Raw genomic sequence first — 20,638 nt, forward strand, 5'->3', positions numbered from 1 at the left:
GAAGGTGCGTGTCGAGGGGGGTCGGTGCTGGTCAGCGCCTTCTGGTGGGCCCCGGCGGCGTACCTTGCCGGCGATCCCTAGCCGGCCGGCTTGAAGTGCTCCGTCCACCGGGATCCGTCCCACCACTGCGTTGCGCTCTGCTGCCGGGGCGAGGGGTACCAGCCGGCGGGCGGCCCGGTGGGCGCGGCAGCCGGAGCGGCGGCCGCCTGGGCCTGCTGTGCGAGTGCCTGCTGCTGGAGGCGGGTCTGCGCCTGTAGCTCGCGCAATGACTTCTTGGCGACACGCTGCTTCTTGCTGCTGCCGCGCACGAGCCCGGCTGTGCTGATCATGAGGGACTTCCGGATGAGGCCCACGCAGGCCGCCTTTCCCGTCGGGGTACTCGCAGTAGTCGGCGATCACGCAGGTGGTGTTACGCGTCCGCGTTCGCGATTCGGCCGAAATCAACCGCGACCGCAACTCGCTTCCCGGCCGCTCCGCTACGATCTCGCCGCGATGCTGCCAGCCACCAAGGGGATCTTCGACCGGCTCACCCGCCGCGGCCGCCTGATGACCAAGCGGACCTGCGACCGGGCCGGCCACGTGGTGCGCAGCGGGCGCTTCCTGTTCCGGACGCCGACCGCGTGGGAGTACGCGGCCGCCGTGGCCTGTGGGAGCGATCCGGCGGCGCAGCGGTGGCTCGGCTGGCAGCGGGACTCGATCGTCGCCGTGTCGGCGCGGGCGGATGCGCTGCGGGTGGTGCCGGGCACCGGGCCGGACTGGGTGTCGCCCGATCCGCAGTCCCTGGACCTGGTGATGATCGACGTCGAGGCCAACCGGTGCGTGGGCCTGGTGAGCGTCCACACCGGCGAGGACGGCGGCCCGGAGACCGGCGGCTACCTCGCGCCGGACTACCGCGGGCGCGGGCACGGCCGGGTGCTCTTCGCGGCCGGGCTGACGCTGGCGCACGAGCACCTCGGGCTGCCGCGGGTGCGGGCCGGCGCCGAGGTCGGCAACGTCGCGAGCGCGCGGTCGCTGCAAGCCGCCGGGCTCGCCCGCGTCGCCGGGCCGCCGACCTACCGGCTGCCGGACGGCCGCGTCACCGAGGCGTGGTGGTTCCAGCACGACGTCCCGCGTCCGGACCAGTGCGCCGGCCCGCAGGCGACGTGGTTCCCGCCGCCGCGGCTGTTCTGAAGCTTCGGCCGGCGCCGACGTTTCCCGCGGTTAGCGTCGCCCCATGACTTCGCTGGCCGCTCCGGTTCCGCCCGTTCCCGCCGATGGTCCGCCGGGGAGTGTCGCTTGGCTGCGGGCGTCCGTGTCCCGCTTCAGCAACGGCTCCGAGCACACTCGGCGACGCTCCCTCGCCGTCGAGATGCTGGCCCGAGTAGAGCCGGAAGCGTTGCGGTGCAAGGCTTTCTCGCAGGCGGCCGACGGTGATGCCCAGTCGGTTGTCGTCGAGGTGCTGGCGGGGGAGCTGGGCCTGCCGGTGGTGGCGTCGGACGTCGTGACGGCTGCGGCCGCCTACCACCCGCACGTGACGCCGTCCGCGGAAGCCGAAGCCGCGCTGGGCCGGCTGGTCGCGGCGTGCGGCGGGCCGTCCGAGCTCACCGCCGCGCGGATCGGCTTGCTGATGCAGGCCTGTGCGGCCACCGCCGGGCTGATCGGCAATGCGGTTCCGTTGGTACTGGCGGGAAAGCTGCCCGAAGAGGCCGTCGCGGAAGTGCTGCGCGCGGATCCTCCGGTGTCGCACACCCGGCGCCGGGTCGACGGCGAGGACGTCCTGGTGCCGTTGGCCGGGACGCCGTTCGGCGCGGGTCCGCGCGAATGCCCGGGGCCGGCGCACGCGATCGCGCTCGCGACCGGCGTGCTCGCGGCGCTGCGGGTGACCCGCGGCGAAGGGGCCGTGGGGCTCTGCTAAGACTTACCGCGTTCACTTCTGGGGAAGGTGCGGTAATTGCTGTACATGGATGGCCTGCTGGGCATCGTCACGCTCGGGTTGTGGATCTTCTGCCTGGTCGACGTGATCACGACCGACGAGTCGTCGTGCCGCAACCTGCCGAAGACGTTGTGGCTGCTGCTGGTGTTGCTGGTGCCGCTGGTCGGCTCGATCGTCTGGCTGGTCGCGGGCCGGCCGCAGCAGGTCGCGCGCGCCGGTGGCCGGTACGAGCGCAACGCGCCCGCGTTCCCGGAGTACGACCGGCCGGGCCGGTTCGCGGCGACGAGCGCCGATGACGACGAGGAGTTCCTGCGCAAGTGCCGGGAGCGCGCGGAGGCGCAGCGGAAGCTGGCCCGCGAGAAGTCCAGCGAGGACTGAGCCCGAACGCACCGAAGGCAACCAAGGCCGCATTGGGGCGCTAGCAGGTGGGGCCTTCGCAGGTGCCGCGTTCGTACGCTTCCAGCGTCGTGATCACCAGCTTGCGCTCGGCCGGGCTCAACGGCGCAAGCGCGTCGCTCCACGCCTTGGCGCCGCGGGCCAGCCAGGCGTCGACCGCCGGGCGCTTGTCCGGGGTGATGCTGACGATCGTGCGGCGGCGGTCGGCCGGGTCCTCGTCGCGGTTCAGCACACCCTGACGGCTGAGGTCGCCGACCATCAGGCTCGCCGTCGTCGGCGCGACCTGCAGGCGCGTCGCGAGCTCCGTGACGGTCATCGGGCCGTCGAAGAGCAGGTACGACAGCAGCGACAGGTGCCGGGGCGCCAGCGTGCAGCCGTTCAGCTCGTCGGGGACCGGCGTGCGCTTCGCCCGGCCGACCAGGCGAGGCATCAGGAGCAGCAGCTGACGCACGCCGTCCTCGACACTCGGCCCGGCTTCCGTTGACATCGCCCTCGTCCCGTCGGTAGATTTGTTTGCAAAGCAAACGCTTCGACTGCTCCGAGCCTACCTCGGGGCACCGATCGAGCGTACCGGCTGGAAACAGGGGTTGAGATGACGTCCGAGGTCCCGGGGTTGAACGAGGTTCGTGAGATGAACAGGGGGGTCGTCGAAGAGTTCCACGCGAACAAGGGCGTGGTCGGCGGCATGTTCGAGGGCAAGAACGTGCTCCTGCTCACGACCATCGGCGCGAAGAGCGGTGAAGAGCGCCTCTCGCCGCTGGTCTACACCCGCGACGGCGACCGCCTCGTCATCGCCGCGTCCATGGGCGGCGCGCCGAAGAACCCGGCGTGGTTCCACAACCTGGTCGCCAACCCGAAGGTGACGGTCGAGGTCGGCGAAGAGACGTTCGACGCCACGGCCACCGTGATCACCGACCGCGCCGAGCGTGACCGCCTCTACGCGGGCATGATCGCGCACGCCGAGGGTTTTGCCGACTACGAGAAGAAGACCACGCGGCTGATCCCGATCGTGGTTCTGGAGCGCTAGGACGCCGACGACGTCGCGGGAGCGGGAGCGGGCTCAGGCTTGGGCTCGGCGTGCGGTTCGGCCGGCCGGGGAGGGGCCTGCCGTTCCTCGCGCCGGGCCTCCTTCCGGGCGATCAGCCGCTTCCCGACGTCGATCAGCGGCTTCTCCACCCAGCGGTGGATCAGGTCCGCGATCGCCAGCCCCACCAGGAACACCGTCAGCGCCGAGACCGTCCGGTTCTGCGCGAGCCCGGGCACGGCCTGCACGACGACGAAGTGCACCGGCCCCTGCAGCAGGTACAGCGAGTACGACCGCTCGCCGACGAACCGCATCGGCGCCGTGCCGAGCAGCCACCGCAGCGGGCCCGGGCTGACCAGCACGATGAGCAGCAGCATCGTCAGCACCGCGTAACCCACGAGCAGCAGCAGGTTCTGCTGCGTCTCGGTCCAGAGGCGGTCCAGGTTCGCGGTCATCAGCCCGAAGGCGGCGGCGATCGGGATCGCGGCCAGCGGGTGCGTCAACGGCTTCAGCACCGCGTAGCCGCGCCGGTAGTGCAGCAGGATCGCCAGCAGGCAGCCGCCGGCGAGGATGAAGTAGTGGATGGTCGACGTGTAGATCGCGACCTTCGACGTGCCGAGCGCCCAGCCGCCGGTGGTCAGCGGCACCAGCGCCAGCAGGATCACCATCGCGGTGCCGACCAGCAGGAACTTGCGCTTGGCCGCGCCGATCCCGATCGCGACCAGCAGGAACGGCCAGACCAGGTAGAACTTCTCCTCGATCCCCAGCGTCCACGAGCCGCTGAAGAAGTTGTCGGAGCCGTTGCCGCCCGAGCCGGGGAAGAACTCGTTGAGGAACGTCAGGTAGTACTTCAGCGCGTGCGGGAAGTCGCGGGTGAAGAACTCGCCGCGCAGGATCACGAACGCGACGATCCCGCCGAGGATCACCAGGTACGGCGGCAGGATCCGGAAGACCCGCCGGATGTAGAAGTTGGACAGCGAGATCCGGCCGGTCCGGTCCTGCTCACGCAGCAGCAGCGTCGTGATCAGGAAACCGGACAGCACGAAGAAGATGTAGACGCCGACCCAGCCCGACAGGAACGTCCAGTTCGGCCCGCCGAAGTGGTAGAAGATGACCATCGTCGCGGCGATCGCGCGCAGGCCGTCAAGCCCCGGGAACCGGCGGCTGCCGAGATAGTCCTCGTGGCTCATCGTGCGCAAGGCGGGTCCCCCGTCGGTGTGATCGTCGGCGCGAGTATATGGCCTGGACTACCTGCCCTTCGCCGACGGTCACCGGTGCTCAGCCGACCGGGCGGAAGGTGTTCCCGGGGTCGTGCCGGCGCTTCAGCTCCCGCAGCCGCCGCAGGTCGGTGGCCGGGTGGACACTCTCGGCGACCTCCGCCGCCGTGTGCTCGCCGTACACGAACGGCAGCAGCCGCCCGGTTGTCCACGGCGCCAGTGCGTCGGACAGCTTCGAGTGGGCGCGCCGGATCACCGCGACGCCGTCGTCGCCGACCACCGACAGCGTCCGGACGACGAACTCGGCCGCGCTGTCCCAGCCCGCCCCCGGCGTCTCCGGCGTCCGGGCGAGCGCGCCGCCCAGGCGGTCGATGATCAGCACCGTCGGCACGGGCGCGCCGGGGCCCGCGTGCTCGAGGACCGCGTCGAGCATGGCGTCGTTCAGCTGCGAGACCGTCGTGTTGGTGCCGTGGTACCCGTGCGGCTGCCGCGGCTCGGCCGCGATCGACCCGGACTCGGTGAACGGCATCGGCTTCAGCGTGTCCATCAGCGTGGGCGCGGCGGCCCGCAGCGGCGCGACCAGGGAGTCGCCGTCCTCGCCGAGGTAGGCGATCCGGATCTGCGCGATGTGCTTGCCGCGCAACGGTTCCGGCAGCACCGGCAGGTCGGGGTACTCGATCATGGCGAGGGACGTCGTGAGTGTGTCCGGCGCGGCCGCCGACCACGTGCGCCAGGCCCGCAGCGCCGTCGAGAGGTCGGCCGTGTCGAAGTAGAGGCTGCCGCCGTAGAGATCGGTGACCGGGACCAGGTCGAACTCCATCGCCGTGACGACGCCGAAGCTGTCGCGGCCGCCGCGCAGCGCCCAGAACAGGTCCGAGCCCGGCTCGACGCGCCGGAGTTCGCCGTCCGCGGTGACCACGTCGAGGGCGCGGACGTGGTCGGCGGCGCGCCCGTACCGGCGGGCCATCAGGCCGAAGCCGCCGCTGAGGGTGTAGCCGACCACGCCGACGTCCGGCGACGAGCCGCTGAGCGGCGCCAGTCCGTGCGGCCCGGCGGCTTCGAGCACCGCGCCCCAGCGGGTCCCGGCCTCGACGCGGGCGGTGCGCGCCACGGCGTCGACCTCGACGCCGGTCATCCGGCGGGTGCTGATCAGCAGGCCGCCGTCGGCGCTCGTGGTCAGGCCGTGCCCGGTGGCCTGCACGGCGACCGGCAAGTCGTGGGCGGCGGCGAACCGGACGGCGGTGACGACGTCCTCGGCCGTCGTCGCGCCGACCACCACCGCGGGCTTGCTCGGGACGGCGAGCTGGAAGCCGGTGACCTCCTCGTCGTAACCGTCCTGGCCGGGCTGGAAGACCTCGCCGGTCAGCTGCGTGACGTCCATCGTGACTCCTTTCGTCTGTCTCCAGCTTCGAACGTGATCGATCAGAAGTCCAAGATCTGGTTTGTCTACTGACTAGAATCAGCGCTTATGGAACTGCATCAGCTCGCGTACTTCGTCGCCGTTGCCGAGGAAGGCAACTTCACGCGCGCGGCCGAGCGGCTGCACGTGGCCCAGCCCGGGGTGAGCGCGCAGGTCCGGCGGCTGGAGCGCGAGCTGGGGCAGGAGCTGCTGGACCGGTCGGGCCGCGCGGTGCGGCTCACCGACGTCGGCGCCGCGGCCCTGCCGCACGCCCGGGCCGCGCTCGCGGCGGTGCAGGGGGTGCGCGAAGCCGTCGACGAGCTGGCCGGGCTGGTCCGCGGCCAGGTCGCGATCGGCGCGGTGACGTCGGCGGGCCCGGTCGGGCTGCCGGACCTGCTGGCCGGCTTCCACGAGCGCTACCCGGCGGTCGAGATCACGCTGTCCGAAGCCAACTCGGACACGATGCTCGCGGGGCTGCTCGAAGGACGGCTGGACCTGGCCGTGGTCGGCCTGGCCGCGGATCCGCCGGCCGGCATCGCGACGCAGGTGCTGCTCGACGAGCCGTTCCTGGCGGTGACGGGGCCCTCAGGTCCGCTGGCCGACCGGACGGAGATCGCCGAACTCGCGGGCCTGCCGCTCATGGCGTTGCCGAAGGGGACCGGCCTGCGCACGGCGTTGGACGCCGCCTTCGCGCGGGAGGGACTGACGCCGCGGATCGCGTTCGAGGCGGCGGATCCGAACGTCCTGGTGCAGCTGGCGATGCGCGGCCTCGGGGTGGCGATCGTGCCGGAGTCGCTGGGCCGGTATCACGAGGCGGAGGTGCGGGTGGTCGAAATCGCCGGTCCTGGCCTGCGGGGAGTGCTGGCGCTGGCCTGGCGAACGGAGGGTCCGTTGAGCCCCGCGGCGCGCGCGTTGATCGCCTTCGCGCGGGCTGCCTACCGCTCTTGACAGGCCGTCAACAGGCGCGGTTTCCTTGACATGGTGAACCGCTCACGCGAGGAGGCGTGACCATGGCCGAAACCGCCCTCGACAACGCCGTTGTCGGCGCCGGACTGCTCGCCGGCAGCGCGAACGTGATCATGCAGCTCTCCCGCGCCCCCGTCGGTTACGGCGTCCTGGAGAGCAAGGTCGACAGCGGCAACCTCTTCCGCCACCCGGCGAAGCGGACGCGGACCACCCTCACCTACCTCGCGGTCGCCACGATGGGCACCGACGCCGAGCGCGCTGCCTACCGGCAGGGCGTCAACCGGGCCCACGCCCAGGTGCACTCGACCGACGCGAGCCCGGTCGCCTACAACGCCTTCGACACCGACCTCCAGCTGTGGGTCGCGGCCTGCCTGTACAAGGGCTTCGAGGACGTCTACCTGGCGTTCGTCGGCGGCGAGCCCGCCGAGTTCTACCGCGACGCCGCGAAACTGGGCACCACGCTGCAGGTGCACCCGGAGATGTGGCCGGCGGACCGCGAAGCGTTCGAGGAGTACTGGGCGGCCGGGCTCGCCGGCGTCGGAGTGGACGACACCGTCCGCGGCTACCTCACCGACCTCGTCGACCTGCGGTTCCTGCCGCCGGTGCTGGCCACGCTCGGCCGGCCGTTCCACCGCTTCGTCACCACCGGGTTCCTCCCGCAGCGCTTCCGCGACGAGATGCGGCTGCCGTGGACCACCGCCGACCAGCGCCGGTTCGACACGCTGCTCGCCGGGCTCGGCCGGGTCGTGCGCGTGCTGCCCGCGCCGGTGCGGCGGTTCCCGTTCAACCTCTGCCTCTGGGACCTGCGCCGCCGGCTGCGCACCGGGCGTCCGCTGGTCTGAGCCACCCCCGCTACAGTGTCGGGTCGGCACAGCCACCCGAGGGGATTCCATGACGGCGATCCAGGCGAACGTCGAGTCCGAGCAGCCCGCGCCGGTCCGGTCCGCTCGCCGCGCGCCGCTGATCGTCGTGTCGGTGGTGCTGCTGGCCGCGTTCCTCGTCGGCGCCTGGGCGGCCTGGTTCTTCACGATCGACGACGCGTTCATCAGCTTCCGCTACTCGGCGAACCTCGCCGACGGCCACGGACCGGTGTGGAACGTCGAAGGCCCGCGCGTCGAAGGCTTCACCAACTTCGCCTGGGTGATCTGGTCGGGGCTCGGCGCGGTGCTCGGCATCGCGCTGCCGCTGTTCACCAAGGTGACGTCGCTGCTGCTCGGCCTGGCGACGCTGTACCTGCTGATCCGCGAAGGCCACAAGCGCGCCGGGCTCACCGGTGTCCTGGTCGGCGCGGGCGCGTACGTCGTGTTCCTGCCGACCTACTTCCACATCACCGCGGGCCTGGAGACGGCCGCGTTCGCCGCGGTGCTGCTGCGCGTTGTCGTGCTCGGGCTGCGCGTGCTCGCCGGTGAGCAGGTGCGGACGTGGGAGCCGCCGGTGCTGCTGCTCCTGCTCGGCATGCTGCGGCCGGAGGGTGTGCTGGCCGCGCTGCCGGTGTTCGTGCTGTGGTTCTGGCGCGAGCGTGGGGCCGCGCGCTGGTGGTGGAGCGGCGGCGCGGTGGTCGTCGGCGCCGCGTACTTCGTGTGGCGCTGGCAGTACTACGGCCAGCTGCTGCCGAACACCTTCTACGTCAAGTTCGGCAACCTCGACTCCGGCTGGGCGTGGACGAAGCACACGACGTTGCTCCTCCTCCCGCTCCTGCTGCTGACGCTGTCGCTCGTGTTCCGCAAGGCGACGCGGGCGATCGGTGTGCTGCTGGTGGTCACCGTCGCGGTCACGTACCTGACGTACGCGGTGTCCGGCCCGACCATGGACTACCTCGACCGCTTCGCCGACCACGCGATCCCCGTCCTCTGCCTGGGCGCCGGGATCGCCGCCGGGACGTTCGCGCCACGCGTGCTCGGCGCGCTCCTCGGTGTGGTGGCGGTCGGCTGGTCGGCGTTCGCCGGCGCGACCGCACCCGACCTCGGCGTGATCGCGAACTACGGGCCCGACCTGCAACGCGCGCACGTCGCGATCGGCAAGGGACTGGCCGAGGCCGACGTCCCGGCGCCGGCCCGCAGCCTCGCCGTCACCGACGCCGGCGCGATCCCGTACTACAGCGGCTGGCAGTCGATCGACTACATCGGCCTCAACGACCCGAAGATCTCCCGCGGCGCCGACCCGACGCAGGTTGTCATGCAGGCCCGGCCGACCGTGATCGTGGTGACCGCGAGCGGCCCGGAGCCCTTCGGCAACCGGTACGGCTTCGACTTCGCCACGGCGACCGCCGGTTACCAGAAGGTCGCGTCGGTCGAGTTGCGCACCGCGTACTGGCAGAACGTCTACGCGCTGCCGCAGTACGCGTCGACGATCGGCGAGCACGTCCGGGCTCGCGCCGACGCCGCCCGGCAGGTCAACGACCCGGCCCGGTCCGAGGACACCGTCGACCGCTGGCTGGACCGGCTCCGCTCGCAGCTGCCTTTCTGAGAGTTGACCGCTCCGCGCGGGGGCGCAATGGTGGGCCGATGAGCAGCGACGAAGTACGGCACGGCGTCAAGCTGAGCAGTCTCGACCAGGAGGTCTTCCCCGACGCGGGAGTCACCAAGCGAGAGCTGCTCGACTACCTCGAGGCCGTCGCCGACCGGATGCTGCCGGAGCTGACCGACCGGCCGCTGACCGTGCTGCGGGTGCTGCGCGGGCAGGGGCCGTTCATGCAGAAGAACCTGCCGAAGTACACACCGGACTGGGTCGAGCGGGTCTCGATGTGGTCGTACTCGTCCAAGCGGGACGTCTCCTACGCGCTGTGCAACGACCTCCGCACGCTGGTGTGGTTCGGCAACCAGCGGGCGATCGAGTACCACACGGCGCTCTACCGCGGCGCCTCCGAGAACGGCCCGACCCACCTGATCCTCGACCTCGACCCGCCCGAAGACGGCGCGTTCTCGCTGGCCATCGACGCCTCGAAGCTGGTGCGCGAGGCGTTGCGCAACGACGGCCTCGACGGTGCGGTGAAGACCAGCGGCTCGAAGGGGCTCCACGTGTTCGTGCCGCTGGCGCCCGGCCAGTCGACGGAGGACATCGCGGCGGCCACCCGGGCGCTCACGGCCCGCGCGGAACGCATCGACCCTTCGCGGGGGACGACGGAGTTCGTCAAGGAACGCCGTGAGGGCAAGGTTTTCCTGGATTCGACCCGCGCGGGTGGCGCGACGGTGGTGTCGGTCTACAGCCCGCGGCACCGCCCGGGCATGCCGGTGTCGTTCCCGGTCCGCTGGGCCGACCTCGACGGCGTCAAGCCGGGTGACTTCACGGTGCACACGGCGCCGGGGTTGCTCGAATCCGGCGACCCGTGGACCGAGGAGATGCCGGAGCCGTTCGTGCTGCCGGCGGACCTGGTCGAGGAGGGGCACACGATCCCGATCGCCCGGGTGGTCGCGATGCACGAGGGCAAACGACGGGCCCGGGCGGCGCGCGAGTCCGACTGACGCCAGCGCCCCAATGTGGCCTTGGTTGCGTCTGACGCACCGAAGGCCGCCTTGGGGCGCTTGGGCCTGGCCGGGCTAGGCGGCCTGGTTATGCCCGGGCCGGGCAGTTCCCTCACCGAGCGAACGCCGCAGCGTCGCGCGGCCGAGCTCGATGATCCGGCCCGGCGCCTGCCGGACCCGCTGCCGGGCCAGCCACACGACGTCCCGGCCGAACGACCACACCAGCGTCGCCAAAGCGGCCGCCACCAGCGAGAACACGACCACCACCGGCAGCACACCGGACACCGCGACCACGAGCACCACACCCTGGACGGCCGCCACCGTCTTGCGCGCCATGCTCGGGTACAGCGGCGCGGTCAACCACGGCATCGCCCACGAAGCGGCGACGAACGCGTACCGCATCAGGCCGATCGCCAGCACCCACGGCCCGACCGCCCCCGACACCTCGATGCACAGCAGCAGGATCAGGAACGCGTCGATCTCCATGTCGAAGCGCGCGCCGAACTCGGACGCCGTGCCGGTGCGGCGGGCGACCTGGCCGTCGACGCCGTCCAGGAGCAGCGCGACGGCGATGACGCCGACCAGCCACAGGGCCGGCCGGCTGCCGTCCGCGATCAGTTCGGCGGCGCACCCGACGAGCGTCGCCCGCGCGAACGTGATCCAGTCGGCCGGGCCGAACCCCCGGCGGCCGCTGCGGCGCAGGCCCCAGGTCGTCAGCAGCACCAGGGCCAGGCCGTACACGAGCCCGGTCACCCAGGCGATCGGGCTCAGGACACCGCCCGCGACGGCCCCTGCGACGAGCACCCACGCCGGGACCGCCGAGCGTAGGAGAAGTTCGTGCTTGATCATCATCTACTCCGCGAATAGGCACGGTTGCTCATAGGGTGGCGGCGATACCAGCCTCCGGTCGCCCGCTGAGGAGAACACGTGGAACAGGCCTTCTGGGTTCAAAGTCCGGACGAAGGCGCGCTTCGGTTCGTGACACTGCGTGACCCGGGTCCGGACGAAGTGCTCGTCCGGACGCTGTGCTCCGGCGTCTCCCGCGGCACCGAAACGCTCGTCTTCCGCGGCGGTGTCCCGGCCAGCCAATACGACGTCATGCGCGCCCCCTTCCAAGAAGGTGACTTCCCGGGGCCCGTCAAGTACGGCTACCTCAACGTCGGGGTGGTCGAGCAGGGCCCGGCCGAGCTGACCGGCCGGACCGTTTTCTGCCTCTACCCGCACCAGACGGCCTACGTCGTGCCCGCGTCCGCCGTGACACCGGTGCCGGACACCGTCCCGCCCGGCCGCGCGATCCTCGCCGGCACCGTCGAGACCGCGGTGAACGCCGTGTGGGACGCGCGGCCGCGGCTCGGTGACCGGATCGCCGTGATCGGCGCCGGCATGGTCGGCTGCAGTGTCGCGAAGCTGCTGCAGGGCTTCCCGGCCACCCAGGTGCAGCTGATCGACGTCGACCCGGCCCGTGCCGAGATCGCCGAAGCCCTCGGCGTCGAATTCTCGACCCCGGAAGCAGCGCGAACCGGCTGCGACCTCGTGGTGCACGCCAGCGCCAGTGAGGCCGGACTCGCGAGAGCCCTCGAACTTCTCGCGCCGGAAGGCGAGGTCGTCGAGCTGTCCTGGTACGGCGACCGGCGGGTGAGCGTGCCGCTCGGCGAGAACTTCCATTCACGACGGCTGGTGATCCGCAGCAGCCAGGTCGGGACGGTCGCGCGGCCCGACCGCGACTACGCCCAGCGGCTCGGCGTCGCCCTCGAGCTGCTGGCCGATCCGGCGTTCGAAGCGCTGGTCAGCGGCGAGTGCATGTTTGAAGATCTTCCGTCCGTGCTACCCAGGCTCGCCGCGAATGAACTTTCCGCCCTCTGCCTCCGTGTCATGTATCAGCCGCAGTGACCACGTCCACCCCGAACGCATCGGAGGTCTTGGTGTTCAGCATCACCGTCCGTGACCACGTGATGGTCGCCCACAGCTTCCGCGGAGAAGTCTTCGGACCCGCGCAACGCCTGCACGGCGCGACCTTCGTGGTGGATGCCACCTTCCGCCGCACCGACCTCGACGAGGACAACATCGTCGTGGACATCGGCAAGGCCACGGAAGAGCTCGGGGCGGTGCTGAGCGACCTGAACTACCGCAACCTCGACGACGAGCCGGAGTTCAAGGGCATCAACACCTCGACCGAGTTCCTCGCGAAGGTCATCGCCGACCGCCTCGCCGACGCCGTCCACGCCGGACGCCTCGGCGAAGGCGCGCGCGGCCTCGAAGGCATCACCGTCTCGCTGAAGGAATCGCACGTCGCCTGGGCGAGTTACGAGCGTGCGCTGTGAACAGCATCTACGTCGTTCTTCCCGGGGACGTCGACGACACGTCGGTCCCGAGCGGGGGCAACACCTACGACCGCCGGATGTGCGACGGGCTGGCCGAGGCCGGCCTCGACGTGCACGAGATCGCCGTCTCGGGCAGCTGGCCGCGCCCGGACACCGAGGCCCGCGCGGTGCTCGGCCACCTGCTCTCGGCGCTGCCGACCGGGTCGGCGGTGCTGCTCGACGGCCTGGTCGCGTGCGGGGTGCCGGAGGTGATCGTCCCGCAGGCGCGGCGGCTTTCGCTGTCGGTGCTGGTGCACCTGCCGCTGGCCGACGAGACCGGCCTGAAGCCGGCGCTCGCCGCCGAGCTCGACGCGTGCGAGCGCGAGACGCTGCGGGCGGTGAGCTCGATCCTCGCGACCAGCGAGTGGGCGGCGCGCCGGCTGATCGACCACCACGGCCTCGCCCCGCACCGCGTCCACGCGGTGCCGCCGGGTGTCGACCCGGCACCGCCGGCCATCGGCACCGACGGTGTGTCCCGCCTGGTCTGCGTGGCCAACGTGACCCCGCGCAAGGGCCAGGGCGTGCTCGCCCAGGCGCTCGAAACCGTCGCCGACCTGCGCTGGACCTGCGAATGTGTCGGCGGGATCCGCCGTGAGACCAAGTACGTCGAGCGGCTGCGCGAGCACCGGCTCGGCGCCCGCTTCACCCTCACCGGCCCGCGCACGGGCGCGGCGCTGGCGGCGACGTACCACACCGCCGACCTGTTCGTGCTGCCTTCGCGCGCCGAGACGTACGGCATGGTCGTCACCGAAGCCCTCGCCCACGGCGTGCCGGTGCTGACCACCGACGTCGACGCATTGCCCGACACCCTCGGCGTCGCGCCGGACGGCTCGGTGCCCGGGATGCTCGTGCCCGGCGACGACGTCGGCGCGCTCGGCACGGCCCTGCGCCGCTGGCTGACCGACCCGGCCCTGCGGACGCGGCTGCGCGCGTCGGCGAGGCTGCGCCGCGAGACCCTGACCGGCTGGGACGACACCGCCCGCCGGATCGCCGAGATCCTGCAGCGGCAGGAGGCGGCGGCATGACCGCGTTCGCGCCGGACTGGCTGTACCTGCGGGAGCCGGCCGATGCCGCAGCCCGCGCCACCGAACTCGTCAACACGCTGCGCGAGAACCTGCCGGACGGCGATCTGGTGATCCGCGACCTCGGCTGCGGCACCGGCTCGCTCGGCCGCTGGCTGGCCGCCCGGCTGCCCGGCGCCCAGCGCTGGATCCTGCACGACGAGGACGCGGACCTGCTCACCCGCGCCCGCACCAGCCTGCCGGCGACCGCGCTCGACGGCAGCCCGGTCGCCGTGGTCGCCGAGCAGCGGGACGTCACCTCGCTGCGCGCCGGCGACCTCGCCGGGACGTCGCTGGTCACCGCGTCCGCGCTGCTCGACCTGCTGACCAAGGATGAGGTCACGGCGCTCGCCAAGGCCGTCGTCGAAGCGGGCTGCGCGGCGCTGCTGATGCTCTCGGTCACCGGCCGGGTGGAGCTCTCGCCCGCCGACCCGCTGGACCCGGCGCTCTCCTCTTCGTTCAACGCCCACCAGCGCCGGCTCACCGATGGCCGGCGGCTGCTCGGCCCCACTGCGGTCGACGTCGCCGCGACCGCGTTCGGCCGGCTCGGCGCCACGGTTGTCCGCGCCGAGAGCGCCTGGCGGCTCGGGCCCGACCAGGCCGAGCTGCAGCGGCAGTGGCTCGAGGGCTGGGTCGGCGCCGCGGTCGAGCAGCTGCCGGAGCTGCGCCCGGCCGCCGACGTCTACCTGCAGCGGCGGCTCGAGATGGCCCGGGCCGGCGAGCTGCACGCGGTGATCCACCACGGCGACCTGCTGGTCCTGCCGCCGAGCCTGGAGGTGGCGGCGTGAAGCGCGCACTGGCCTGGCTGCGCATCCTCGGCGCGGTCGGCATCCTCGCCGTCCTCGTCTGGCAGCTCGGCAGCGACGCCTTCCTCGACGGCCTCGGCCGGATCAACACCGCCGGCGTGCTGGCCGCGCTCGGCATCGGCTTCGCGACGACGCTGTTCAGCGCGGGCCGCTGGCAGATCGTCGCCACGCGGCTCGGCCTGAAGCTTTTGCTGCCCACCGCGGTCGCCGACTACTACCGCGCGCTGTTCCTCAACGGCGTGCTGCCCGCGGGCGTCCTCGGTGACGTCCACCGCGCGGTGCAGCACGGCCGCGACTCGGGTGACGTGCCGCGCGGCGTGCGCGCCGTCGTCCTGGAGCGCACCGCCGGGCAGATCGTGCTGATCGCGTCCGCGGTCACCGTCGTGCTGGGGTGGCCGGGGGTCGTGCCGGACGCGTTCCGCGAGGTCGTGACCATCGCCGGCGTGGTCGTCGTGCTGGTCGCCGTCGCCGCCTTCGTCGCCGGCCGGCTGTTCGGCGGCCGGTGGATCCACAGCGGCTCGAAGTGGCGCCGCGGTTTTGCCGTCACCCTCGCCGACCTGCGGCTCGGCCTGTTCAGCCGTGAGACGTGGCCCGCCGTGGGCTTCCTGTCGGCCGCGACGCTGGCCGGGCACCTGGCGCTGTTCGTCGTCGCCGCCCGGGTCGCCGGGGTCGACGCGCCGGTCGGGCAGCTGCTGCCCCTGATGATCCTCGCGCTGCTCGCGATGGGTCTCCCGCTCAACGTCGGCGGCTTCGGCCCGCGCGAGGGCGTCTGCGCCCTGCTCTTCGGCGCGGCCGGTCTGGGAGCCGCCCAAGGTGTCACCGTCGCCGTGGTCTACGGCGTGCTCACGCTCGTCGCGAGCCTGCCCGGCGCCGGTGTCCTGCTCGTCCGGAGCGTCGCCGGGTTCCGCGTGACCCGCGCTCCGCACACCGGTGTCCTGCCTGCTCCGCGCACCGCGGCGGACACCGGGATCGAATCGGAGATGGGGATCAAATCATGACCGCAAGCGAAGTCGTCGGGGACCTGCCGCACCGGCCCGTGGTCGAGCGGGTCGTCGAGACCCGGCTGCCGACCCGGCACGGCCTCTTCCGCGCGGTCGGCTACCTCGACCGCAGCGGCACCGAGCAGGTCGCGCTGGTCTACGGCGAGATCGCCGAGCTGGGCACGCTGACCCGCGTGCACAGCGAGTGCCTCACCGGTGACGTTTTCGCCTCGACGCACTGCGAGTGCGGCGAGCAGCTGGCGGCCGCGCTGGACCGGATCGTCGAAGAGGGTTCGGGCGTGCTGGTCTACGTCCAGGGCCACGAGGGCCGCGGCATCGGCCTGCTCGCCAAGCTCAAGGCGATGCGCCTGCAGGACGAGGGCCTCGACACAGTGGACGCGAACGTGGCGCTCGGCCTGCCGATCGACGCCCGCGACTACCACGCGGCGGCCGGCATCCTGCAGGACCTCGGCGTCCGCTCGGTGCGGCTGCTGTCGAACAACCCGCAGAAGGTCGAACAGCTCACCCGCTACGGAATCCGGATCAGCGAACAGGTTCCGCTGCTGGTTCCGCCGAATCCGGAGAGCCTGCGGTACCTGCGGACGAAGGCCGAGCGGATGGACCACCTGCTGCCGCACCTGGGCCAGGCGTTCTCAGGCGCCTAAGGCCTCGAGGACACCGGCGAAGCGCCGGACCAGCGTGTCCAGCACGACGTGCCCCTTCGCCGCGCTCGCCAGCGACGGCCGGCCGACCACCCCCGACTCCGTGTACGCCCGCAAGCCCAGCGTCAGCAGGTGCTCCCGGTCGGTGACGTGGTCGGCCGTCTCGTGGCCGGGCCGGACCAGGTGCGGGTGCGCGTGCAGCAGGATCGACGTCTCCAGCTCACCCGCGTGCATGTCGTCGTCCAGCGATGTCCGCAGGCCGGCCGCGGTGTGCGCCGCCTGCCAGTCGGCGACGCCGGGGAACAGCGCCATCCCGCCGGCGCTCTCTTGGACCACATTGGACAGTACGTAGTTGCCGCCGTGCGCGTTGACCAGCACGAGCCGTTCGACACCGGACGCGCGCAGCGAGTCCGCGACGTCGGTGACCACCGCGTGCAGCGTGCGTGCCGAGATGCTCACCGTGCCGGCCCAGGCGGCGTGCTCGTGCGAGCAGGAGATCGGGAGCGGCGGCAGGTGGAGCACCGGGTGGGCGGCGGCGACGGCCCGGGCGATCGTCGCCGCGATGACCGTGTCGGTGATCAGCGGCAGGTGCGCGCCGTGCTGCTCGAAGCTGCCGACCGGCAGCACCGCGACCCGGGCCGGCCGCTCCTGCACGTCACCGGTGGTGGCGAGCGGGAAGAGATCGGTCATCGGCGCGTCCCTTCTCTATGTTGGTGGCATGAGCGAGCATGCCGCACTCCTGGACGTCGCGCGCGAAGCCGTGGCGAAGGCGACTGCCGTCGTCCGGTCGCGCCCGACGTTTTCCGTTTCCGCAAAAGGCGATCGCGACCTGGTGACCGACGTCGACATGGCGGTCGAGGACGCGCTGCGGGAGTTCCTCGCCGCCGAGACGCCGGAGATCGGGATCCTCGGCGAGGAGCGCGGCCGCAGCGGGGACGGCGGCGAGCGCTGGTGGGCCCTCGACCCGATCGACGGGACCGCGAACTTCGCCCGCGGAATTCCGCTCTGCGGGATTTCCCTGGCGCTGGTGGACGGCGAACACAGCACGGTCGCCGTGATCACGCTGCCGCACCTCGGCGTCACGTACACCGCTTCGCGCGGCGAAGGCGCCTTCGCGAACGGAGAGCGGATCGGTGCTTCGACGGCGACGGAGATTTCCGACGCGATGATCGCCGTCGGCGACTTCGCGATCGGGGAGCTCGCCGACGAGAAGAACCGCGCGCGGCTGGTGCTCCTTTCGGACCTCGGCGCGCGGGCGCAGAAGATCCGGATGTACGGCAGCGCGGCGGTCGACCTCGCCTGGGTGGCGGACGGAAAGCTCGACGCCGCACTGATCCTGGCCAACAAACCGTGGGACACGATGGCCGGTGTGCTGCTCGTGCGCGAGGCCGGCGGTGTCGTCGTCGACCGCGACGGCAGCGAGCACACGGTCCGTTCGGCTGCGACGATCGCCGTCGGCGCCGGGCTGCGCAAGGAGATCGTGGACGCACTTGATCGTGCCCATGGGGTTGTTCGTTAAGCTTTGCGGGTACACGGTGGGCGGCGCCACAGCGCGCGATTGCGCTGTCCGCGCAAGGTTTTCGGTTACGTTGGTACCGGTCGGCGCGTGAGCCTGGCATGCTGACCGGATCTCGTCGGCCGCTCGGAGAATGGTGGATGCTCGTGGAAAGTCGCCGGATCCGCGATCGGTACCGGCTGATCGAGCCGATCGGCGGCGGTGCGATGGGCACGGTGTGGCGCGCGCAGGACGAACGGCTCGACCGCACCGTGGCGATCAAGGAACTCCTGCTGCCGCACGACCACGACGAGCACCGCACCGAAGAAGCGAAGAACCGCGCGATGCGCGAGGCGCGGATCGCCGCCCGGCTGCAGCATTCCCACGCGATCACCGTGTTCGCCGTCCTCGAGGAGGAGGACCGGCCGTGGTTGATCATGGAATACCTGCCGTCGAAGAGTTTCGCCGTCCAGATCAAGGACGAGCCCGCGTCGGTCGACGACGCCATCCGCGTCGGCGCGCAGATCAGCTCGGCGCTGGCCGGCGCGCACCGCGTCGGGATCGTGCATCGCGACGTGAAGCCCGCGAACATCCTGGTTTCCGACGACGGCACGGCGAAGATCACCGACTTCGGCATCTCCCGCGCGATCGGTGACGTCAAGCTCACCGCCACCGGGGAGATCGCCGGCACGCCCGCCTACCTCGCGCCCGAAGTGGCCCGCGGTGAGGACGCCGACTTCGCCGCCGACGTCTTCTCGCTCGGCGCGACGCTGTACGCCGCCGTCGAGGGCCAGCCGCCGTACGGCACGGCGGACAACCCGATCGCCTTGCTCTACAAGGCGTCCAGCGGGGAGATCGAGCCACCCACCAAGGCCGAGCGGCTGACCCCGCTGCTGCTGCGGATGCTCGACAGCGACCCGGCCGAGCGGCCGTCGATGGACGAGGTCGAGCGGGAGCTGCGGGTGCTGCTGCCGGACGCGGAGCCGGGCGCGTCGGTGCTCGCGGAGACGGTCCCGGACGCCGAGGTGGCGCCGGTGCTGACGCCGACCGTGCCGGCCGCGGTCACCGTGCCCACGGGCGAGGTCGGCGCGGTGTCGCCGGGCGCGCGCAAGGGCCTGATCGCCGTCGGGGCCGGCGCGGCGCTGCTGTGCGTCGGCGTTGTCGTGGCGATCTTGCTGATCGTGCGCCAGAGACCTCCGCAGGACAACGCCGCCCCGCCGGCGTCGCCCGCGCCGTCCACTTCGGCTTCCGCCACTCCCTCGCCGTCGCCGTCCCCGTCCCCGTCCCCGTCTGCTTCGCCGTCTTCGGCGACGTCGGCCCCGCCCACCTCGCCGACGGTCTCGACCGTGGCGTCCGCGAAGACGGCGGCCGACGCGTTGTCCGCTTACTACGCGTTGCTGCCGGGTAACCCTGCCGAGGCGTGGAACCTGCTCACCGCGAAGTTCAAGGCGTCACGCAACCAGACGTACGAGTCGTACCGGAGCTTCTGGTCCCGGTACAAGTCGGTGACGCCGAGCAACGTCAAGGAGATCGGGCCCGGCCGCGTCACGGCGCACGTCGTCTACGACGGCGGCAACGCCGAGAACGACACCTTCACGATGGTCCAGGAAGGCGGCGTCTGGAAGATCGACGCCCAGAACTGAACCTTCCCGCGTCCGGCTGCGTGTGACGTATGAGCCGTCACCGCCGTCGACCCGCGCTGGAGGTAGCCGTGTCCGTTCCCACCCTGCTCCGGCGTTCGCGATGAGGCCCGCCGACCCGATGGTGTTCATCCTCCCGGCCGCGCCGCCGGGCAGCGACACCTACGACAAGCGGATGTGCCAGAACCTGCCCGCCGTCGGGCAGCCGGTGCTGGAGCTGCCGGTCGCCGGTGACTGGCCGAACCCCGACGCGACGTCCCGGCGCCGCCTCGCCCGATCCTTGGCCGCCCTGCCGGACCGCACCGTGGTGCTGCTCGACGGCATGGTCGCCTCCGGGGTGCCCGAGATCGTCGTCCCGCACGCGCGCCGGCTGCGGCTGGCGGTGCTGGTGCACCAGGCCCTCGCCGACGAGCCCGGCCTCGACCCGGCACGCGTCGTGGAGCTGGACGCGTGTGAGCGGGAAACCTTGCGGATGGCCGGCATGGTCGTCGCGACCAGCCCCTGGCTGGCCCGGCTGCTGATCGACCGCCACGACCTGGACCCGGGCCGCGTCTACGTGGCCAGACCCGGCACCGACGCGGCGCCCCTCGCGGCCGGCGCGGACGGGGTGTCCCGGCTGCTGTGCGTCGGTGACGTCACCCGCCGCAACGGCCACGACCTGCTGGTCCAGGCCCTCGGCGAGATCGACCACCTCGCGCTGTCCTGCGTCTTCGCCGGGTCGCTGGAGGTGGACCCGGCGTACGTCGGCGAGCTCCGCTGGTCGATCGAACGGCTCGGCCTCGGCGGCCGCATCACCCTCGCCGGCGACCAGGTGGACCTCGGCGCGGCCTACAACGCGGCGGACCTGCTGGTCGTCCCGGCGCGCGCGGCGACGCCCGGGATGTTCGTCGCGCAGGCGCTCGCCCGGGGCATCCCGGTGCTGGCCACCGAGGTCGGCGGGGTCTACGACGCCCTCGGTGTCGACGCGGACGGCGAGGTGCCGGGGCTGCTCGTCGAACCGGACGACCCGTTCGGCCTCGCCGACGCACTGCACCGCTGGTACGCCGACCCCGGAGCTGCGCCGCTCCCTGCGCACGGCGGCGCTCGGTCGCGGCAGCGCTCTGGAGGAGTGGGACGTCGCGGCGCGCCGGCTGACGCACGTGCTTTCGCGGCTGGCGTCGGAGCCACGCATCGTCGCCTGACGCTTGCCCGGGCTGGCAGTCTGGCCGGATGGCGTCCCAGTCACCGCGGTCCGACCACCACCTCGACTCCGAACGCGG

Annotated in this window: 22 protein-coding genes and 1 pseudogene; 17 read left to right on the forward strand and 6 right to left on the reverse strand. The window is 72.1% G+C overall.

Annotated elements, in window-relative coordinates:
• Nucleotides 1-77 precede the first annotated feature (77 nt).
• Entirely contained in the window at nt 78-329 is a 252-nt protein-coding gene (locus ACIA5G_RS40120; protein WP_395933120.1) for a DUF2510 domain-containing protein, read from the reverse strand.
• A gap of 163 nt (nt 330-492) precedes the next feature.
• Here ACIA5G_RS40120 and ACIA5G_RS40125 point away from each other — a divergent pair, with 163 nt between their 5' ends.
• The 3 genes from ACIA5G_RS40125 to ACIA5G_RS40135 are packed head-to-tail and all read left to right on the forward strand — an operon-like array spanning nt 493 to nt 2,290.
• Nucleotides 493-1,170, forward strand: coding sequence for a GNAT family N-acetyltransferase (locus tag ACIA5G_RS40125; RefSeq protein WP_395933122.1), 678 nt, complete (start codon nt 493-495; stop codon nt 1,168-1,170).
• 43 nt (nt 1,171-1,213) lie between these two features.
• Nucleotides 1,214-1,894 carry a hypothetical protein gene (locus ACIA5G_RS40130; protein WP_395933124.1) on the forward strand — a complete coding sequence of 227 codons (681 nt, stop codon included), beginning with the start codon at nt 1,214-1,216 and terminating at the stop codon, nt 1,892-1,894.
• Nucleotides 1,895-1,930: 36 nt separating this feature from the next.
• Nucleotides 1,931-2,290, forward strand: coding sequence for a PLDc N-terminal domain-containing protein (locus tag ACIA5G_RS40135; protein WP_395933126.1), 360 nt, complete (start codon nt 1,931-1,933; stop codon nt 2,288-2,290).
• Between the two features lie 40 nt (nt 2,291-2,330).
• On the opposite strand, the gene ACIA5G_RS40140 is transcribed toward ACIA5G_RS40135, so the two are convergent.
• A complete protein-coding gene (locus ACIA5G_RS40140; protein ID WP_395933128.1) occupies nt 2,331-2,795 on the reverse strand; it encodes a MarR family winged helix-turn-helix transcriptional regulator in 465 nt (154 codons plus the stop codon).
• Between the two features lie 144 nt (nt 2,796-2,939).
• On the opposite strand from ACIA5G_RS40140, the gene ACIA5G_RS40145 reads away from it, so the two are divergent.
• A complete protein-coding gene (locus ACIA5G_RS40145) occupies nt 2,940-3,335 on the forward strand; it encodes a nitroreductase family deazaflavin-dependent oxidoreductase (RefSeq protein WP_395933130.1) in 396 nt (131 codons plus the stop codon).
• Here the strand turns inward: ACIA5G_RS40145 and ACIA5G_RS40150 are convergent.
• Nucleotides 3,332-4,522: an acyltransferase family protein gene (locus tag ACIA5G_RS40150; protein WP_395933132.1), complete on the reverse strand. Its 1,191-nt coding sequence runs from the start codon at nt 4,520-4,522 to the stop codon at nt 3,332-3,334. The two genes, ACIA5G_RS40145 and ACIA5G_RS40150, sit on opposite strands and share 4 nt — an antisense overlap.
• Nucleotides 4,523-4,610: 88 nt before the next feature.
• Complete coding sequence (locus ACIA5G_RS40155; protein WP_395933134.1) at nt 4,611-5,930, reverse strand: FAD-binding oxidoreductase; 1,320 nt, start codon at nt 5,928-5,930, stop codon at nt 4,611-4,613.
• 87 nt (nt 5,931-6,017) lie between these two features.
• Here ACIA5G_RS40155 and ACIA5G_RS40160 point away from each other — a divergent pair, with 87 nt between their 5' ends.
• From ACIA5G_RS40160 to ligD, 4 genes are all read left to right on the forward strand, one after another.
• Nucleotides 6,018-6,896, forward strand: a complete 879-nt coding sequence (locus ACIA5G_RS40160) for a LysR family transcriptional regulator (RefSeq protein WP_395933136.1) — start codon at nt 6,018-6,020, stop codon at nt 6,894-6,896.
• Between the two features lie 62 nt (nt 6,897-6,958).
• Entirely contained in the window at nt 6,959-7,756 is a 798-nt protein-coding gene (locus ACIA5G_RS40165; RefSeq protein ID WP_395933138.1) for an oxygenase MpaB family protein, read from the forward strand.
• Between the two features lie 49 nt (nt 7,757-7,805).
• The gene (locus ACIA5G_RS40170) at nt 7,806-9,380 is read left to right on the forward strand and encodes a hypothetical protein (RefSeq protein ID WP_395933140.1); all 1,575 of its coding nucleotides are present in this window, start codon (nt 7,806-7,808) and stop codon (nt 9,378-9,380) included.
• Between the two features lie 38 nt (nt 9,381-9,418).
• On the forward strand, nt 9,419-10,375 hold the full coding sequence (gene ligD, locus ACIA5G_RS40175; RefSeq protein WP_395933142.1) for a non-homologous end-joining DNA ligase: 957 nt from the start codon (nt 9,419-9,421) through the stop codon (nt 10,373-10,375).
• A gap of 75 nt (nt 10,376-10,450) precedes the next feature.
• Here ligD and ACIA5G_RS40180 read toward each other — a convergent pair whose 3' ends face one another.
• Nucleotides 10,451-11,224: a CDP-alcohol phosphatidyltransferase family protein gene (locus tag ACIA5G_RS40180; RefSeq protein ID WP_395933144.1), complete on the reverse strand. Its 774-nt coding sequence runs from the start codon at nt 11,222-11,224 to the stop codon at nt 10,451-10,453.
• A 78-nt stretch (nt 11,225-11,302) separates the two neighbouring features.
• Between ACIA5G_RS40180 and ACIA5G_RS40185 the strand changes: the two genes are divergently transcribed.
• Genes ACIA5G_RS40185 through ribA form a run of 6 tightly spaced genes read left to right on the forward strand, consistent with a single transcriptional unit; the run spans nt 11,303 to nt 16,247 of the window.
• Nucleotides 11,303-12,265, forward strand: coding sequence for a zinc-binding alcohol dehydrogenase (locus tag ACIA5G_RS40185; protein WP_395933147.1), 963 nt, complete (start codon nt 11,303-11,305; stop codon nt 12,263-12,265).
• A gap of 32 nt (nt 12,266-12,297) precedes the next feature.
• Entirely contained in the window at nt 12,298-12,696 is a 399-nt protein-coding gene (locus tag ACIA5G_RS40190) for a 6-pyruvoyl trahydropterin synthase family protein (protein ID WP_395933149.1), read from the forward strand.
• A complete protein-coding gene (locus ACIA5G_RS40195) occupies nt 12,693-13,760 on the forward strand; it encodes a glycosyltransferase family 4 protein (protein WP_395933151.1) in 1,068 nt (355 codons plus the stop codon). The genes ACIA5G_RS40190 and ACIA5G_RS40195 overlap by 4 nt, the downstream gene beginning before the upstream one ends.
• The gene (locus ACIA5G_RS40200) at nt 13,757-14,584 is read left to right on the forward strand and encodes a methyltransferase domain-containing protein (RefSeq protein ID WP_395933153.1); all 828 of its coding nucleotides are present in this window, start codon (nt 13,757-13,759) and stop codon (nt 14,582-14,584) included. The genes ACIA5G_RS40195 and ACIA5G_RS40200 overlap by 4 nt, the downstream gene beginning before the upstream one ends.
• A complete protein-coding gene (locus tag ACIA5G_RS40205; RefSeq protein WP_395933155.1) occupies nt 14,581-15,600 on the forward strand; it encodes a YbhN family protein in 1,020 nt (339 codons plus the stop codon). Before ACIA5G_RS40200 ends, ACIA5G_RS40205 begins: the two co-directional genes overlap by 4 nt.
• Nucleotides 15,597-16,247, forward strand: coding sequence for a GTP cyclohydrolase II (ribA, locus tag ACIA5G_RS40210; protein ID WP_395933157.1), 651 nt, complete (start codon nt 15,597-15,599; stop codon nt 16,245-16,247). The genes ACIA5G_RS40205 and ribA overlap by 4 nt, the downstream gene beginning before the upstream one ends.
• Here ribA and ACIA5G_RS40215 read toward each other — a convergent pair.
• Nucleotides 16,236-16,934, reverse strand: a complete 699-nt coding sequence (locus tag ACIA5G_RS40215) for a creatininase family protein (protein ID WP_395933159.1) — start codon at nt 16,932-16,934, stop codon at nt 16,236-16,238. The genes ribA and ACIA5G_RS40215 overlap by 12 nt on opposite strands.
• Nucleotides 16,935-16,962: 28 nt before the next feature.
• On the opposite strand from ACIA5G_RS40215, the gene ACIA5G_RS40220 reads away from it, so the two are divergent.
• The 3 genes and pseudogenes from ACIA5G_RS40220 to ACIA5G_RS40230 all read left to right on the forward strand — a co-directional run bounded on the left by ACIA5G_RS40220 (nt 16,963) and on the right by ACIA5G_RS40230 (nt 20,560).
• The gene (locus ACIA5G_RS40220) at nt 16,963-17,763 is read left to right on the forward strand and encodes an inositol monophosphatase family protein (RefSeq protein ID WP_395933161.1); all 801 of its coding nucleotides are present in this window, start codon (nt 16,963-16,965) and stop codon (nt 17,761-17,763) included.
• A 137-nt stretch (nt 17,764-17,900) separates the two neighbouring features.
• Nucleotides 17,901-19,382, forward strand: a complete 1,482-nt coding sequence (locus tag ACIA5G_RS40225) for a serine/threonine-protein kinase (protein WP_395933163.1) — start codon at nt 17,901-17,903, stop codon at nt 19,380-19,382.
• Between the two features lie 118 nt (nt 19,383-19,500).
• A pseudogene (locus ACIA5G_RS40230) lies at nt 19,501-20,560 on the forward strand (glycosyltransferase).
• Nucleotides 20,561-20,638: the final 78 nt, after the last annotated feature.

The organism is Amycolatopsis sp. NPDC051758, from assembly GCF_044453095.1.
GTDB lineage: Bacteria > Actinomycetota > Actinomycetes > Mycobacteriales > Pseudonocardiaceae > Amycolatopsis.